Below are 15,003 nucleotides of genomic sequence, written 5' to 3'. Positions count from 1 at the left end.
TATCGAAGATATGTAAGGATACGGTTTGATGTTCAAAGGTCACAAGTGGCGCAAGCTGCACGGGTTGGATGGGTGGTCTCACGCCGCGGCCCATTTCGCCATGCACAATGCAGCCTTCGAAGACATGGCGACGCAGTTCGATTTCGGTTCTCGCATGGGTGGCCGCCGCCGCCGCCGGATGTTCGGTTCGGGCGAGTTGCGGTTGGTCCTGCTCTACCTGCTCGGCGAGGAACCGCGCCACGGCTACGAACTGATCAAGGCCATCGAGGAACTCACCGGGGGCAGCTATGCGCCGAGCCCCGGCACGGTTTACCCCACGCTTTCACTTCTCGAGGACGAAGGCGCCATCGCGCCGGTTGCGAGCGACGATGCGAAGAAGGCCTACGAGGCGACCGAAGCGGGCCTAAAGGAACTGGAAGACCGTGCCGATGAGGTCGAGGCGCTGATCGGACGCCTTTCGGGCCACGGCGAGCGCCGCCGGGCTTATGCCACGCCCGAAATGTTCAGAGCGGTCGGAAACCTCGCCACCGTTCTCAAGAACAAGGCCCGGAGCGGCGAACTCGACGATGCCATGATCCGCGAAATCGTGGATCTGGTCGACGATCTGGCAAAGAAGGTCGAGCGGCTCTGACACGCTCCTGCTTGCGCCTCCCGTCCGCGCCGCTAGTCTGCGCGGCGGAGAGGTCGCAAATGGGAGGGAAATGAAATGGACGCTTCTGCGAAAGCGCCGGTGCACCTGTGGGTGGTCGGCCTGTTGTCCTTGGTGTGGAATGGCTTCGGTGCCTACGACTACTTCATGTCGAAGACCGAGAACCGCGAATATCTCGCCGGCATGATGGAGCCGACCGGCGTTACGGTCGATGCCGCTATCGAATACATGAATGCCATGCCGCTGTGGGCCAATATCGGCTGGGGCCTTGGCGTGTGGGGCGCGGTGGCAGGTTCGGTCCTGTTGCTCATGCGCAAGCGCCATGCCTTCCACGCATTCGTTGCCTCGCTGATCGGCCTTGTGCTGGGAATGCTCCACCAGTGGTCCAGCCCGATGCCGGGCATGACCGACACGACCACGCCGATGATCTTCACGCTGGTAATCTTCGCGATCACGCTCTTCCTGCTGTGGTATTCGCGCAGGATGACCGCGTCGGGCGTCCTGTCCTGACCTGAAACCTACCGGCCTGCGGCTGCGCGACCGGTGTGCAGCCGCAGGTAGGTATCGATCACCGCTTGGTTGATCGCATCCCAGCTGTAGGCACGGGCCGCACGCTCGCCTGCCGCGCCATGCGCAAGGCGCAGCGCATCGTCCGTGCAATAGGCAGCCAGCGCTTCGGCGCAGGCCTTGGCGAAGGCATCGGTCTTGCTCGGCGGGACCAGGCGCCCCGTCTCCCCGTCGCTGACGAGGCTCGCCGCGCCGGTCGCACCCGCGGCGACCACGGGCAGGCCGCAGGCCATCGCTTCCAGCGTGACGTTGCCGAAGGTCTCCGTGATCGACGGGTTGAAGAAGATGTCGCCGCTCGCCAGCGCGCGGCCCAGGTCCTTGCCGGTCTGGAAGCCGACGAAAATGCCGCCGGGCAGCGTTTTCTCGAACCACCCGCGAGCCGGGCCGTCACCGATGACAAGTACCTTGTGCGGTACCTGACGCTTGCGGAGGTCGACGATCGTGTCGGCGAACACGTCGAGCCCTTTTTCCATGACCAGCCGGCCGAGGAAGACGATTGCCACGTCATCGTCTGCCAGCCCGTTGGCGCGGCGCCATTCCATATCGCGGCTGGAGGGATCGAAAATCTCGCGGTCGACCCCGCGCGACCAAATGCTGATGTCCTCGTGCATGCGCTGCGCCTTCAGCTCGGCGATCTGACTGTCGGAGGGTGCGACCAGCGCGTCGCAGCGGTTGTAGAAGCGGCGCAGGCCTGCCTCGACCACCGGTTCGAGGAAGGAAAGGCCGTAATAGCGCGGATAGGTTTCGAAGCGGGTGTGCACGCTCGCCAGTACGGGCAGGTCGCGCTTGCGGGCCCATTTCAGCGCCCCGTGCGCCGCCGGGTCGGGCGAGGAGAGGTGCATGGTGTTGGGCGCGAAACGGGCAAGGTCTTCCTCAACCGCACTGCCGAGCCGCAGGGGCAGGCGGTATTCGCCGCGCCCCTTCACCGGCATCCGGACGTTGGGGATGTCGACGAGGTCGCCAGTCGCCTCGAAATCCGGCGCTTCGACGACCGGCGAATATACGCGCAGCTTCGCCCCCTGCCGCAGGATGTAATCCGCCAGCCGGTTCAATGCCTGATTCGCGCCGTCGCGGGTGTAATTGTAGTTCCCGCTGAACAGGGCGATGCGAAGGTCCGTCACGTCCATTGCCTGCGCCCATAAGGCGCTGGACCGTTTTTGGCGAGAGGGCGTTGATCCGGCAGGGCGACCAGCCTGTCGATGCATTCCTATTTCGCATTGACTTGCTGCGTCGCAACATTATTGCCGACAGTGGGCCACGCGGTCCCAACGCCGCGCGTGCTCTCTGCAAGGAGAGAATACATGACTGCCGAACCGACGCTCAAGCCTGAGCGCCCTTTCTTTTCGTCGGGTCCGACCGCCAAGCATCTCGGCTGGTCGGCTTCCAACCTCAAAACCGAATCGCTCGGTCGCTCGCATCGCAGCGCCCTCGGCAAGTCGCGGCTGAAATATGCCATCGACCTGTCGAAGGAGATGCTCGGCGTGCCCGAGGATTACCTGGTCGGCATCATGCCCGCCTCGGACACCGGCGCGCTGGAATGCGCCATGTGGACGATGCTGCGTCCCGACCGCCCGGCCACGGTCGCGGCATGGGAAAGCTTCGGCAATGTCTGGATCCAGGATGCGGTCAAGCAGCTCAAGCTGCCCAAGCTGACCACGCTCGACGCCGATTACGGCGAAATCCCCGACCTCGCGTCGATCCCGCAGGACAATGACGTCGTCTTCACCTGGAACGGCACCACCTCGGGCGCCAAGATCCCGAACACCGACTGGCTGGCCGAAGGCCGCGAAGGCGTGACCATCAACGACGCCACCAGCGCCGTCTTCGCGATGGAGATGGACTGGGCCAAGCTCGATGCCACGACCTACAGCTGGCAGAAGGTGATGGGCTCGGAAGCCCAGCACGGCATGCTCATCCTCAGCCCCAAGGCAGTAAACCGGATCGAGGAATATGATCCGGAATGGCCGCTGCCCAAGCTCTTCCGTCTCAAGAAGGGCGGCAAGATCAACGAAGGCATCTTCCGCGGCGAGACGATCAACACGCCCTCGATGCTGGCGACCGAAGACTACATCGACGCGCTCGAATGGGCGCAGGCGCTCGGCGGCCGCAAGGCCATGTTCGAACGCGCCGATGCCAACGCCAAGATCGTCAAGGACTGGATCGAGGCGACCCCGTGGCTGCGCAACATGGTCTCGGACCCTGCCAAGCAGACCAACACCGGCGTGTGCTTCGTCTTCCAGGGCGACTGGTACGAAAGCCTGTCCGACGAGGACAAGGCGGGCGTTCCGAAGAAGATTGTCAAGTTGCTCGAAGATCGCGACGTCGGTTACGACTTCAACGGCTATCGCGATGCCCCGCCGAGCTTGCGCATCTGGTGCGGCGGCACGGTCGAACAGGAAGACCTGAAGCGTCTCCTGCCGTGGATCGAATGGGCCTACGAGCAGGTCAAGAACGGCTGATCCGGCTGGCGGCCCCCTGAGGGCCGCCGCCTCCCCTCACAATATCAATGCCCCGGCCGATCGCCGGGAGAACGACAGGAATATTCCGTCATGAGCAAACCCAAAGTCCTCATCAGCGACAAGATGGACCCGAATGCCGCCCGCATTTTCGAAGAGCGTGGCTGCGACGTCGACGTGAAGCCGGGCATGACGCCCGATGAACTCAAGGCCGTGATCGGCCAGTACGATGGCCTCGCCATCCGTTCGGCGACCAAGGTCACGCCCGAAATCCTCGATGCCGCGACCAATCTCAAGGTCGTGGGCCGCGCCGGGATCGGCGTCGACAACGTCGATATTCCCTATGCCAGCGGCAAGGGCGTGGTCGTGATGAACACGCCCTTCGGTAACTCGATCACCACGGCCGAACACGCCATCGCGATGATCATGGCGCTGGCCCGCCAGATCCCTGCTGCCGACCGCCGCACGCAGGCCGGTGAATGGCCGAAGAACGATTTCATGGGCGTTGAGGTGACCGGCAAGACGCTGGGCCTGATCGGTGCCGGCAACATCGGCTCGATCGTCGCCAGCCGCGCGCTTGGCCTGAAGATGAAGGTCGTCGCTTTCGACCCCTTCCTCACGCCCGAACGCGCCATCGAGATCGGGGTCGAGAAGGTCGACCTCGACACGCTCCTGGCGCGTGCCGACTTCATTACGCTGCACACGCCGCTGACCGACGAGACGCGCAACATCCTCAGCCGTGAAAACCTCGCCAAGACGAAGAAAGGCGTGCGCATCGTCAACTGCGCGCGCGGCGGCCTGATCGACGAAGACGCGCTCGCCGATGCACTCGACAGCGGCCAGGTAGCAGGTGCGGCGCTCGACGTGTTCCAGACCGAACCGGCCAACGAGAGCCCGCTGTTCGGCAAGCCCAACTTCATCTGCACCCCGCACCTCGGCGCCAGCACGACCGAAGCGCAGGTCAATGTCGCGCTGCAAGTGGCAGAGCAGATGGCCGATTTCCTCGTCAACGGAGGCGTCACCAACGCTCTCAACATGCCGAGCCTCAGCGCGGAAGAAGCGCCCAAGCTCAAGCCCTACATGGGCCTTGCCGAGAACCTCGGCAGCCTCGTCGGGCAGCTTGCGCATGGCAACCTCACCAAGATCAGCATCGAGCGTGAAGGCGCGGCGGCAGAACTGTCGGGCAAGCCGATCGAAGGCGCGGTGCTGGCAGGGCTGATGCGCCAGTATTCGGACACGGTGAACATGGTCAATGCGCCCTTCCTCGCGAAGGAACGCGGCCTCGATATCCGTTCGATCCGGCACGAGAAGGAAGGCGCGTACAACACCCTCCTGCGCGTGACGGTCGGAACCGATGCGGGCGACCGTTCGGTTGCAGGCACGCTGTTCGGTGCGGAAGCGCCGCGTCTCGTCGAGATTTTCGGCGTGCGCATCGAAGCCGAGCTCGACGGGCACATGCTCTACATCGTCAACCAGGACGCGCCGGGCTTCATCGGCCGTATCGGTTCGCTGTTGGGTGAAAGCGGCATCAACATCGGCACCTTCAACCTCGGCCGCCGCGAAGCGGGCGGGGAAGCGGTGCTGCTGCTCAGTGTCGACCAGCCGATCCCGCAGGATGTGGTCAAGGCGGCTTGCGCGCTGGAAGGCGTGAAGACCGTTATCCCGCTGGAATTCTGAGACGCGATAGGGCAGGGGGCGGCGCGATGACCCATCCAGACGATCTCCTGCCAGTCGGCCTCGAAGACGCCCTGCCTGCGCGCGCCGCAGCGATAACGCGCGCCATGCGCGAAATCCTCGGCGCGATGGACGCCCATGGTTACGACCGCGTGCGCCCGCCGCTGGTGGAGTTCGAGCATTCGCTGGCAGGCCGGATGGAAGGCGTGGCGACACGCCGGATGGTGCGCTTCACCGACCCGGAAAGCCTGCGCACGCTGGCCCTGCGCAGCGACATGACCGTGCAGGTCGGTCGCATCGCGGCCACCTCGCTGCGCGAAGCGCCGCGCCCGCTGCGCCTGTGCTATGCGGGCGAGGTCGCGACGATCAAGGCAGACCAGCTCGATCCTGCACGTCAGCGCCTGCAACTGGGCGCGGAACTCGTGGGCAGCGATAGCGTCGCGGCCGCGGCCGAGGCAGTTGCCGTTGCGCTCGACGCGCTTGAGGCGGCTGGCGTCACCGGCCTGTCGGTCGATCTCACCATGCCCGACCTCGTCGATACGCTGAGCGAGGAGGCGCTCCCGCTCGCTCCCGAACAGCGCGAAGCGGTTCGCCGCGAACTCGACATGAAGGATGCAGCCGGACTGAAAGCGGCAGGCGGCGAAGCTTACCTGCCGCTGATCTATGCCGCGGGTCCGTTCGAGCAGGCGCTCGACAAGCTGTCTGCGCTGGACGCCGGCGGTGTGCTCGCCAGCCGGACCTCGGCGCTGCGCGAAGTCGCCGCGACACTGGGCGATCGCGTGCGTCTGACGCTCGATCCTTCTGAACGCCACGGCTTCGGCTACCAGAGCTGGTTCGGCTTCACGCTGCACGCCGACAATGCACGCGGCGCGCTAGGCCGCGGCGGCACCTATGCCATCAAGGGCAGCGAGGAGGCGGCAACGGGCTTCTCGCTCTACATGGAGCCGATCCTCGAAGCGCTGGGCGCGCCAACTACCGATATGCGCAAGGCCGTATTCCTGCCGCTCGATCACGACCGTGCAGCAGCTCGCCGCCTTCGTTCCGACGGCTGGCGGACGGTCGCTGCGGTGACGGGCGAGGAAGAGCCGCAGGCGCTGGGCTGCACGCACAGCCTGCGCAGCGGCGAGGCGACCCCGCTTTAGGCCTCGCCAGGCTCCCACTTCGGGAACTTGGCCATGATCGCTGCAAACAGCTCCGATCCGGTGAGGCCGTCGAGCCACGCGCGGGTGCGGGGCAGGTTCTCTACCTCGAACCGCCCAGCGTCGTGATTGGCGAACTGCCGCACGAAGGGGAAAATCGCGATATCGGTAAAACCACGCGCCTGCCCTGACAGGAAGGGCTGGTCCGCCAGCCGCTCCTCCAGCCGGGCGACGTGGGCGATGCAAAGCTCGCGGTGCGCTTCGGAATCCACGTCCTCGTAGCGCGTATGGTACTTGTAACGGTCGAGGCCGTGCTTGAACGGCCCGTCATTGGCCGCGACGAGATCGTCGTCCTTGCGGTCCAGCCAGCCTTCGGGGTCGTCCTGCGCGAGCGCCCAGTGCATGATCTCGAGGCTTTCCTCGAACACCGATCCATCCGGCAGGACCAGCACCGGCACAGTGCCCTTGGGCGAAGCTTCAAGCATGGCCGCAGGCTTGTCGCGTAGCACCACCTCGCGGTGTTGGTATTTTGCGTCGCTGATCTTGAGCGCCATGCGCGCCCGCATCGCATAGGGGCAGCGGCGGAAGCTGTAGAGGACGGCCTCAGCCATCACCGCGCGGCTCCAGCTTGCGCCCGACATGGGCCTCGCCCCGCTGGCGGGCGAGCTTCGACTGGCGGTGCCGCTCCGCATAGCGGGCGCGCTGCTCGTCGGTTCGGTCGGCATGGCAGTGGTGGCAGGACACGCCTTCGACAAAGGTGTCGCGGGCCTTGTCCGATTCCGAAAGGGGCATCCGGCAGGCCCGGCACAGGCTGTGCTCGCCCACCTCGAGGCCGTGCTTCACGCTGACGCGCTCGTCGAAAACGAAGCATTCGCCGCGCCACAGGCTCTCTTCTTTGGGGATGTCCTCGAGGTATTTGAGGATGCCGCCCTTGAGGTGATAGACCTCGTCCAGTCCCTCGGCCTTCACGAAGGCGGTCGACTTCTCGCAGCGGATGCCGCCGGTGCAGAACATGGCGATGCGCGGCGTCTTGCCTTCTGCCTCGAATTCGGCGCGCTTGGCGCGGAACCACTCCGGAAATTCGCGGAAGCTCTTCGTTTCAGGGTCGATCGCGCCTTCGAACGTGCCGATCTGCACCTCGTAGTCGTTGCGCGTGTCGATCAGAATCGTGTCGGGGTCCGAAATCAGCGCGTTCCAGTCCTCCGGCGCCACGTAGGTTCCGACGCCATCCACCGGATCGAGGTCCGGCTGGCCCATGGTCACGATCTCTTTCTTCAGCCGCACCTTGCTGCGGTAGAAGGGCATCTTCTCCGCCCGCGATTCCTTCACTTCGAGGTCGGCGCAGCCGGGCAGGGCGCGGATATGGTCGAGCATCGCCTGGATGCCCTCGTCGCTGCCTGCGATGGTCCCGTTGATCCCTTCGCCCGCCAAGAGCAGCGTGCCGCGCACGCCCTGTTCCTCGCAAAGCGCCTGCAGCGGCGCGCGCAGCGACGCAGGGTCGTCGAACCGCGTGAAATGGTAGAGTGCGGCGATGCGGACGGGCGGGTGGTCGGTCACGGCGCGCCCGTTAGCAGTCCTTCCCTTGCGCGGCTAGGTGCCGAAACGGGCGGCCAGGTAGCGATCGACCAAGGCCGTCGCGGGATAGTCCGGCTCGCCCAGCTTGCGATTGATTTCGGCATGCCCCCGCAGGCCGCGCCCATCGACCGCTTCCACGCTCGCTTGCGTCCCCGCCCCTTGGAGCGCCCGCGCCAGTCCGCGGGATTGCTGCGTCCCGTCGCGGCGCTGGACATGCAGGATGAGGAAGGACGGCGCATTGGGCGCAGCCGCATGGAAGGTAGGCGAAAGGGCTTTTTGCCGCTCGGGATCGGTTCCGAAGGCTTGTTCGTAGGTGTCGCCCATCAGGCGCGCGTTCTCGTCCATCTGGGCCGGCACGTCGTATGCTGCACCGTCCAGCGGGATAATGCCGTCGATGTCGCTGTACCCGAGGCCCGCCTTGCGCAAATAGGCCGGATCGGTGCCGACCAGGGCAACGAGATGCGCCCCGGCGCTATGTCCGACGAGGACGATGCGGCTTGCATCGTAGCCGAGGCGGCCGGCCTCGCGCTTGAGCAGGGCGACTGCATCGGCCACGTCCTGCGCCTGCTGTTCGACAGTCGCAGCGGGCACGAGCCGGTAGTTCACGGAAGCGACCGCATAGCCCTGTTCCTGCCAGTGGGAAAGCTTGGCCGAACCCTTCATCATCGACTTGTCGCCTCGCTTCCACCCGCCGCCATGGACGAAGACGACCAGTGGCGCGCTCTTGGATTGGCCCGCCCAGACATCCACGCGCTGCAACTTTTCGCTGCCGAACGACAGCTCGACAGGTGGGGGTGAGCGACGCTCTGCGGAATTTGCAATCACGCTTCCGCTTGCAAGCGCCGTGGCAAGGACGGCGGCAACGACTGGCTTCTTCATGGCGAAATTCCTTTTCACCGGGATCGCAGTCGGGAAGGAACACCAGAAGGTGTTAATTTTCCAGTCGCGAATTGTCGCCGATTGTCGCGACAGTTTGCTTGCCCTCGCGCCTTCGAAGGCCTAGGCGCGCACGCGTTTGTGTCACCCTGACGAGCAGGTTTTTCCGCATATGGCCAACGTAACCGTGATCGGCGCCCAGTGGGGCGATGAGGGCAAGGGCAAGATCGTCGACTGGCTCGCCAGCCGCGCCGACGCCGTCGTCCGTTTCCAGGGCGGCCACAATGCCGGCCATACGCTGGTCATCGACGGGAACGTCTTCAAGCTGTCGCTGCTGCCCTCGGGCATCGTGTCGGGTACGCTGTCGATCATCGGCAATGGCGTGGTGCTGGACCCCTGGGCACTCAAGGCCGAAGTCGAGAAGATCGAAGGCCAGGGTGTCGACATCAATCCCGACAATCTCGCCGTCGCCGACAATTGCCCGCTGATCCTGCCGATCCACCGCGATCTCGACGGCCTGCGCGAAACCGCTGCCGGCTCGGGCAAGATCGGCACCACGGGTCGCGGCATCGGCCCGGCCTACGAGGACAAGGTCGGCCGCCGCGCGATTCGCGTGTGCGACCTCGCGCATCTCGACAGCCTCGAGCCGCAGCTCGACCGCCTGTGCGCGCACCATGACGCACTGCGCGCCGGTTTCAACGAACCCCCGGTCGACCGCGAGCGCCTGCTGAACGACCTGCGCGAAATCGCGCCCTTCGTGCTGAAGTTCGCCCAGCCGGTGTGGAAACGCCTGAAGAAGGTCCGCAAGGCGGGCGCGAAAATCCTGTTCGAAGGTGCGCAGGGCGTCCTGCTCGACATCGATCACGGCACCTATCCCTTCGTGACCAGCTCGAACACGGTCAGCGGTACGGCGGCAGCCGGCAGCGGCCTCGGCCCCAATGCGACCGGCTACGTGCTGGGCATCGTCAAGGCCTACACCACCCGCGTCGGCAGCGGCCCGTTCCCGACCGAGCTGACCGATGACATCGGCAAGGGCATTGGCGAACGCGGGCATGAATTCGGCACTGTCACCGGCCGCCAGCGCCGGGTCGGCTGGTTCGACGCGGTAATCGTACGCCAGAGCTGCGCGATCAGCGGCGTGACCGGCATCGCGCTCACCAAGATCGACGTGCTCGACGGGCTCGACGAGGTGAAGATCTGCACCGGCTATCGCCTGCGCGGCAATGTCTACGACTACCTGCCCAGCCATGCCGCCGACCAGGCGGAAGTCGAGCCGATCTACGAAACGATGGACGGCTGGAAGGAATCGACCGCCGAGGCGCGCAGCTTCGCGGACCTGCCGGCCAATGCGGTGAAGTACATCCAGCGCATCCAGGAACTCATCGAAACGCCGGTGTCGCTCGTCTCCACGAGCCCGGAACGCGACGATACCATCCTGATGCGCGATCCCTTCATGGACTGATCAGGCAGCGGGTGGCAGGATGCGCGCGATGCGTCTCCTGCCTCTTCTTGCCGCTCTGTCGCTGGCCGCTTGTTCGCAAGTGGTGCCCGAGGCGCGTGCCCAGCAGGCGCAGGATGGGGAGCGGGCCGATTTCCTGCTGGTCGACAAGTCGGACCGCACGCTCTGGGTGTATCAGGCCGGAAAGGTGATCCGCACCTATCGCGGCCTGCAATACGGAGACCAGCCGGTCGGTCACAAGCGCTTCGAAGGCGACGAGAAGACGCCCGAAGGCCGCTATACGATCACTTACGGCAACGAGCAGTCGAGCTACTACCTCAGCCTTTACGTCGATTATCCCAACGAAGCCGACCGCGCATATGCCAAGGCGCGCGGCCGGTCGCCGGGTGGGCTGATCTTCCTTCACGGCCAGCCCAACGGCCTGCCGTTCGACGCGCGCGTGCCGGGGGACTGGACCGATGGCTGCATCGCGCTGTCGAATAGCGAAATTGCAGAGCTGTGGTCGCTGGTCCCCGACGGCACGCCGATAGAAATCAGGCCCTAGGGGCGCCTTCGCCGAGCATCGCTACCTGTACCTGCAGGCGCTTCACCTCGCGCAGCACGCTCAGCATGTTCATTCGCGAATAGAACCATTCCTTGATGAAGCCCTGCATCAGCAGCGCGCCCAGAGTGACGATACCCCACCATACCGAATCCTCGAACGCGGTGGCGGTGAAGAAGCGGTAGGCGAAGTAGACCAGCGCAATCCCGAGCACAAAAGCGACGGCGAAGATGAGCTTCGACCATCCGCCCAAGGGGCCGGTGAGGACATCCCCGATCTGGCTGAACATTCCCCGCCCTTCGTCCAGCGAGGCAAGGAAGGCCCTGTCGTCCTCGTCCAGCGCGCCGCGGATGCGGTCGTCGATGTCGGTCATGTGTCGTCTCCTTCAAGAGCCGCCTTCAGTTTCTGGCGGGCGTGGAACAGCCGGGTCTTGGCCGTGCCGAGGGGCACGTCCTGGACGGCGGCGATCTCGGCGAGGGTCAGGCCCTCGACGAAGTGAAGTTGTGCGGCGAGCCGCTGATCGGGCGACAGCGCGGCAAAGGCCTGGTCGATGGCAACCCGTTCGTCGGCAACCGCCGGAAGGGACTGCTCCAGCTCGACTGTCGCCTCGTAGCTCCGCCTGTTTTGCGCGCTGCGTATCCGGTCGATGCACCGCCGCCGCAGGATGCCGAAAGCCCAAGGGGCAAAGCGTGACGGCTCGCGCAATCCGCCGATACCGCGCAGGATCGAAATCCTCGTGTCCTGCACTGCCACCAACGCCATCTCGTCGTTCCGCAAAACGCGCCTCGCCGACCGGGCAAGACGGGGCTGCCAGCGTCGCGCCAGCCGTTCTCCGGCCGCGCGGTCGCCGGACTGGACCAGCGTGACGAGCAATTCGTCATACAGCCTTCCGGCATCACCCTGTCCTGTCGCCCGTCCTGTCATGACCCCTTAGTCGCAGGGCGACGCCAAAAGGTTCAATCGAAAACCGCAAATTGCTGAAATTCTTGACACGGACACTGTTTGTTCTCACTACGTTCGCCAATCAGGCCATCGAAAGGTGATTCCATGCAGGCGGACTTTTCCTACGAACCGGTGTGCGACGGCGCCGGATGCCAGCTGGGTGTGACCATTCTTGCCGACCGTGAGGCCCTTCGCGAACAGATGCGGGAAGATGCGGCGGCGGCCGGTTTCCGCGTAATGGAATGCTGCGGGCTCGACGAATACGCCAGCGGGTCTGTCGGATCGCTCGGCGACCTGGTGCTGGTCGACTGCGTGGCGGCCGATGCCGGCGTGATGGCGCTGCTTTCGCGACTCGACATGCGCGCGGGCAAGTCCGGTGCGCAACTGGTCGTTTCGACCGGTATGGACGCGCTCGACACCGTGTTCGGCTGCTTCGCCATGCCGGGCGCGCAAATCCTGGTGGACCCGGGCCGGGCGGAACGCATCGTTGCGATCGGCCGGGTGCTCGCCCATGTCCCGAACCTGCGCCTTCGCGAACTGGCCGAAGAAGACCGCCTGATGCTGCTCAGGTTGACAGAGCAGGTCGGCAAGATGGCCGAGCGGCTCGAAAGGCTTTCGCCCGGGCAGCGGGCAGGCGGTGGGGCATTCCGACTGGAAGCGGCAACCGATGCGTGGCGCGCAGCGGGAGACGAACATGTCGCCCATGGCGGCGCATCGCCGCGTCCGGCCTTGCCCGATGCCTCGGTCATCCGTGCGGTGATCCGCAACCGGCAGGCACGGGCGCGGTATTTCGATCCCGAACTCTTTGCCGATCCTGCTTGGGACATCCTGCTCGACCTTGCTGCCGCCCGGGCGGAGCGAAAGCGGGTTTCGGTCACTTCGCTCTGCATTGCGGCTGGCGTCCCCGCGACCACCGCCCTGCGCTGGATTTCGCAGATGGTGGAGATGGGGCTTTTGCTGCGCATTCCCGACCCCCTCGATCGCCGCAGGGCCCACATCGCGCTGTCCGATGACACGGCGGACGCGATGGCCCGCTATTTCGCGGAGACCCGGGCCGCTGCTGCGGTGCCCATGGCAGCCGCGCTTTAGCCTTTCCTCAGAACGACCGTCCGCCCTTCTGGCGGTGGATCTGCAGGCAAGAGCATTCTTGCCGCATCGGCACGAGCCCGCACGAGAATGGCTTCGGCGACACCCGGATCATGCATCACCGTGTCGGCTTCCCCCAGTGCGCGCGCCTGTCGGAGGGTGAGGTCTTCCGGATCGTCGCTCGCCAGCGTGATTTCAAGAACGGCACGGGAATTCGGGGTCTCCCGGCCACCTAGCCATTCATCGAGCCTGCCATCGCTGCCTTCCACCATCGGATCAAGCGGGCCGCCTTGCGACAACGCAGCGTCGATTGCCCGGCGCCTGTCGTCGCTGCGGGGAAACCGGTCGCGGATGCGCTCGCGTGCTGTGGAGAGAGCTGCGGCAAGCGGTCCCAGCGACTGGGGCAACAGGCGCTCGAGCCGCAGCCGCAAGTGCTTGGCAAGACCCGCAGATGCACCACCGGTACTGACCGCCACGAGCACGTCGCCGCGCTCCAGCACGCTCGGCAGGGTGAAATCGCACAGGTCCGGCCGGTCGGCGACGTTCACGAGCAGACCCGCCCGCTTCAGCCGCAGGGCTGCTGCCTCGGCCGCGCGTTCGTCTTCCAGCGCGACGAATGCGAGGCGGGCGTGGTGCGCCTCGGTCTCCCCGCAAGGAATGCCGCCTGCCCGTTCCACGAGCCTCGCCTTGGCATCGGCCATGTCGCCGCTGCCGACCACCACCACCCGCTGCCCCGCGATCCGGTGGAACAGGGGCAGCGAATGCAGCATCAGGCGAGCCACTCCGGCACGCGCTCGGCATCCATGATCGCGCTGGCGGCGATGCGATCGGCCACGACAGCGAATTTGTCGCCGTCGACCAGCACTTCGGCCACGAAGCCGCGCGAATTGTAGGACGAGGCCATGGTCGCGCCATAGGCGCCGGCGGTGCGGAATACTGCAAGGTCGCCTGCGACCAGCGCATCGCATTCACGGTCCATGGCGAATGTGTCGCCCGTCTCGCAGATAGGGCCGACGATATGCGCGGTCATCCGGTCGCCGCTCGGCTCCACCGCGTCGAAATCGTGCCACGCGCCATACATCGCCGGGCGTGCGAGGTCGTTCATCGCCGCATCGACCACCACGAAGGGCGGGCCGTTGCCGCTGCGCTTGGAACGGATCACGCGGGTCAGCAGAATCCCGGCATTGCCCGCGATGACGCGGCCCGGTTCGAACATCAGCTGGACGCCCCAGCCCTTGGTCACGCGAGCGACCATCTCGCCATATTCCGCCGGGGAGGGCAGTTCCTCTCCCGCCTTGTATGGCACGCCGAGACCTCCGCCGAGATCGGCATGGGTCACGGTGCAACCCTGGCCGCGCAATTCGGCGATAAGAGCGCCGACCTTGCCGAATGCTGTTTCCAGCGGCTCGAGGTCGGCAAGCTGGCTGCCGATGTGCACGGCCACGCCGCGCATATCGAGGCCTTCTTCCTGCGCCAGGCGGGCATAGATGTCGGCTGCCCGGTCAAGCGGGACGCCGAATTTGTTCTCGCGTTTGCCGGTCGAAATCTTCTCGTGCGTGCGCGCATCGACGTCCGGGTTAACCCGCAAGGCGCAGGCGGCGCGCTTGCCGTGTCGTGCGGCGATGGCGGAGAGTTCGTAGCCTTCTTCTTCGCTCTCGATGTTGAACTGGCCGATGCCTTCTTCGAGGCCCTGGAGCAGTTCGGCGTGGGTCTTGCCGACGCCGGAGAACACGATGTCGTCCGGCTTCATCCCCGCCTTGAGCGCGCGCGTCAGTTCGCCGCCCGACACGACATCGGCGCCGTAACCCATGTTGGCGAGCACGCGCAGGACAGCGAGGTTGGGATTGGATTTGACCGCGAAGGCGATGTGCGGGTTCTCGACACCGGACAGCGCATCGCGGAACACGCGCGCGTGCCGTTCGAGCGTGGCGCGCGAATAGACGTAGACGGGCGTACCGACCTGTTCGGCAATGAGCGGAAGCGGCACGTCTTCGGCGTGCAGGACGCCGTCACGAAGCTGGAAATGGTCCATGGTCAGC

16 protein-coding genes are annotated in these 15,003 nt (G+C 65.5%); 8 read left to right on the top strand and 8 right to left on the bottom strand.

The genetic code is table 11. The features are described from left to right. Positions 1-28: 28 nt before the first annotated feature. Positions 29-631, top strand: a complete 603-nt coding sequence (locus tag LC083_RS03165) for a PadR family transcriptional regulator (RefSeq protein ID WP_226699160.1) — start codon at positions 29-31, stop codon at positions 629-631. Positions 632-706: 75 nt separating this feature from the next. Further along, positions 707-1,159 (top strand): hypothetical protein, encoded by a 453-nt coding sequence (locus LC083_RS03160; protein ID WP_226699159.1) that lies wholly within the window; start codon positions 707-709, stop codon positions 1,157-1,159. Between the two features lie 8 nt (positions 1,160-1,167). On the opposite strand, the gene LC083_RS03155 is transcribed toward LC083_RS03160, so the two are convergent. Continuing rightward, on the bottom strand, positions 1,168-2,343 hold the full coding sequence (locus LC083_RS03155) for a glycosyltransferase family 4 protein (RefSeq protein ID WP_226699158.1): 1,176 nt from the start codon (positions 2,341-2,343) through the stop codon (positions 1,168-1,170). A 174-nt stretch (positions 2,344-2,517) separates the two neighbouring features. Here LC083_RS03155 and LC083_RS03150 point away from each other — a divergent pair, with 174 nt between their 5' ends. From LC083_RS03150 to LC083_RS03140, 3 genes are all read left to right on the top strand, one after another. Continuing rightward, on the top strand, positions 2,518-3,675 hold the full coding sequence (locus LC083_RS03150) for a phosphoserine transaminase (protein ID WP_222553897.1): 1,158 nt from the start codon (positions 2,518-2,520) through the stop codon (positions 3,673-3,675). A 90-nt stretch (positions 3,676-3,765) separates the two neighbouring features. Next, entirely contained in the window at positions 3,766-5,349 is a 1,584-nt protein-coding gene (gene serA / locus LC083_RS03145; RefSeq protein ID WP_222553898.1) for a phosphoglycerate dehydrogenase, read from the top strand. Positions 5,350-5,375: 26 nt separating this feature from the next. Beyond that, positions 5,376-6,488 (top strand): ATP phosphoribosyltransferase regulatory subunit, encoded by a 1,113-nt coding sequence (locus tag LC083_RS03140; RefSeq protein ID WP_226699157.1) that lies wholly within the window; start codon positions 5,376-5,378, stop codon positions 6,486-6,488. Here the strand turns inward: LC083_RS03140 and LC083_RS03135 are convergent. Genes LC083_RS03135 through LC083_RS03125 form a run of 3 tightly spaced genes read right to left on the bottom strand, consistent with a single transcriptional unit; the run spans position 6,485 to position 8,939 of the window. Next, entirely contained in the window at positions 6,485-7,096 is a 612-nt protein-coding gene (locus tag LC083_RS03135; protein ID WP_226699156.1) for a glutathione S-transferase, read from the bottom strand. The two genes, LC083_RS03140 and LC083_RS03135, sit on opposite strands and share 4 nt — an antisense overlap. Next, positions 7,089-8,042, bottom strand: a complete 954-nt coding sequence (locus tag LC083_RS03130) for a rhodanese-related sulfurtransferase (RefSeq protein WP_226699155.1) — start codon at positions 8,040-8,042, stop codon at positions 7,089-7,091. Before LC083_RS03130 ends, LC083_RS03135 begins: the two co-directional genes overlap by 8 nt. 33 nt (positions 8,043-8,075) lie before the next feature. Beyond that, the gene (locus LC083_RS03125) at positions 8,076-8,939 is read right to left on the bottom strand and encodes an alpha/beta hydrolase (RefSeq protein WP_226699154.1); all 864 of its coding nucleotides are present in this window, start codon (positions 8,937-8,939) and stop codon (positions 8,076-8,078) included. Positions 8,940-9,108: 169 nt separating this feature from the next. Here LC083_RS03125 and LC083_RS03120 point away from each other — a divergent pair, with 169 nt between their 5' ends. Then, positions 9,109-10,398, top strand: coding sequence for an adenylosuccinate synthase (locus LC083_RS03120; RefSeq protein WP_226699153.1), 1,290 nt, complete (start codon positions 9,109-9,111; stop codon positions 10,396-10,398). 28 nt (positions 10,399-10,426) lie between these two features. After that, positions 10,427-10,939: a L,D-transpeptidase family protein gene (locus LC083_RS03115; RefSeq protein ID WP_226699152.1), complete on the top strand. Its 513-nt coding sequence runs from the start codon at positions 10,427-10,429 to the stop codon at positions 10,937-10,939. Here LC083_RS03115 and LC083_RS03110 read toward each other — a convergent pair. Then, positions 10,929-11,309 (bottom strand): DUF6768 family protein, encoded by a 381-nt coding sequence (locus LC083_RS03110; RefSeq protein ID WP_226699151.1) that lies wholly within the window; start codon positions 11,307-11,309, stop codon positions 10,929-10,931. The two genes, LC083_RS03115 and LC083_RS03110, sit on opposite strands and share 11 nt — an antisense overlap. Then, on the bottom strand, positions 11,306-11,860 hold the full coding sequence (locus tag LC083_RS03105) for an RNA polymerase sigma factor (protein ID WP_226699150.1): 555 nt from the start codon (positions 11,858-11,860) through the stop codon (positions 11,306-11,308). The genes LC083_RS03110 and LC083_RS03105 overlap by 4 nt, the downstream gene beginning before the upstream one ends. A 123-nt stretch (positions 11,861-11,983) precedes the next feature. Here LC083_RS03105 and LC083_RS03100 point away from each other — a divergent pair, with 123 nt between their 5' ends. After that, positions 11,984-12,967 carry a MarR family transcriptional regulator gene (locus LC083_RS03100; protein WP_226699149.1) on the top strand — a complete coding sequence of 328 codons (984 nt, stop codon included), beginning with the start codon at positions 11,984-11,986 and terminating at the stop codon, positions 12,965-12,967. Here LC083_RS03100 and LC083_RS03095 read toward each other — a convergent pair. Together LC083_RS03095 and lysA are read right to left on the bottom strand one after the other, a co-directional pair. Continuing rightward, a complete protein-coding gene (locus LC083_RS03095) occupies positions 12,964-13,734 on the bottom strand; it encodes a bifunctional precorrin-2 dehydrogenase/sirohydrochlorin ferrochelatase (protein ID WP_226699148.1) in 771 nt (256 codons plus the stop codon). The two genes, LC083_RS03100 and LC083_RS03095, sit on opposite strands and share 4 nt — an antisense overlap. Beyond that, positions 13,734-14,996 (bottom strand): diaminopimelate decarboxylase, encoded by a 1,263-nt coding sequence (gene lysA, locus LC083_RS03090; protein WP_226699147.1) that lies wholly within the window; start codon positions 14,994-14,996, stop codon positions 13,734-13,736. The genes LC083_RS03095 and lysA overlap by 1 nt, the downstream gene beginning before the upstream one ends. Between the last annotated feature and the right edge of the window lie 7 nt (positions 14,997-15,003).

This window comes from Qipengyuania gaetbuli (assembly GCF_020524765.1).
In the GTDB taxonomy this organism is placed as follows: Bacteria; Pseudomonadota; Alphaproteobacteria; order Sphingomonadales; family Sphingomonadaceae; genus Qipengyuania; species Qipengyuania gaetbuli_A.
The sequence above is the reverse complement of the archived record's forward strand: the minus strand, read 5'-3'. Positions and strand labels throughout refer to the sequence as shown.

Coding starts and splice junctions, on each gene's coding strand:
- LC083_RS03100 (WP_226699149.1), top strand. CDS start 11,984: ATGCAGGCGGACTTTTCCTACGAACCGGTGTGCGACGGCGCCGGATGC.
- LC083_RS03115 (WP_226699152.1), top strand. CDS start 10,427: ATGCGTCTCCTGCCTCTTCTTGCCGCTCTGTCGCTGGCCGCTTGTTCG.
- lysA (WP_226699147.1), bottom strand. CDS start 14,996: ATGGACCATTTCCAGCTTCGTGACGGCGTCCTGCACGCCGAAGACGTG.
- LC083_RS03150 (WP_222553897.1), top strand. CDS start 2,518: ATGACTGCCGAACCGACGCTCAAGCCTGAGCGCCCTTTCTTTTCGTCG.
- serA (WP_222553898.1), top strand. CDS start 3,766: ATGAGCAAACCCAAAGTCCTCATCAGCGACAAGATGGACCCGAATGCC.
- LC083_RS03160 (WP_226699159.1), top strand. CDS start 707: ATGGACGCTTCTGCGAAAGCGCCGGTGCACCTGTGGGTGGTCGGCCTG.
- LC083_RS03135 (WP_226699156.1), bottom strand. CDS start 7,096: ATGGCTGAGGCCGTCCTCTACAGCTTCCGCCGCTGCCCCTATGCGATG.
- LC083_RS03110 (WP_226699151.1), bottom strand. CDS start 11,309: ATGACCGACATCGACGACCGCATCCGCGGCGCGCTGGACGAGGACGAC.
- LC083_RS03095 (WP_226699148.1), bottom strand. CDS start 13,734: ATGCTGCATTCGCTGCCCCTGTTCCACCGGATCGCGGGGCAGCGGGTG.
- LC083_RS03165 (WP_226699160.1), top strand. CDS start 29: ATGTTCAAAGGTCACAAGTGGCGCAAGCTGCACGGGTTGGATGGGTGG.
- LC083_RS03120 (WP_226699153.1), top strand. CDS start 9,109: ATGGCCAACGTAACCGTGATCGGCGCCCAGTGGGGCGATGAGGGCAAG.
- LC083_RS03155 (WP_226699158.1), bottom strand. CDS start 2,343: ATGGACGTGACGGACCTTCGCATCGCCCTGTTCAGCGGGAACTACAAT.
- LC083_RS03105 (WP_226699150.1), bottom strand. CDS start 11,860: ATGACAGGACGGGCGACAGGACAGGGTGATGCCGGAAGGCTGTATGAC.
- LC083_RS03140 (WP_226699157.1), top strand. CDS start 5,376: ATGACCCATCCAGACGATCTCCTGCCAGTCGGCCTCGAAGACGCCCTG.
- LC083_RS03125 (WP_226699154.1), bottom strand. CDS start 8,939: ATGAAGAAGCCAGTCGTTGCCGCCGTCCTTGCCACGGCGCTTGCAAGC.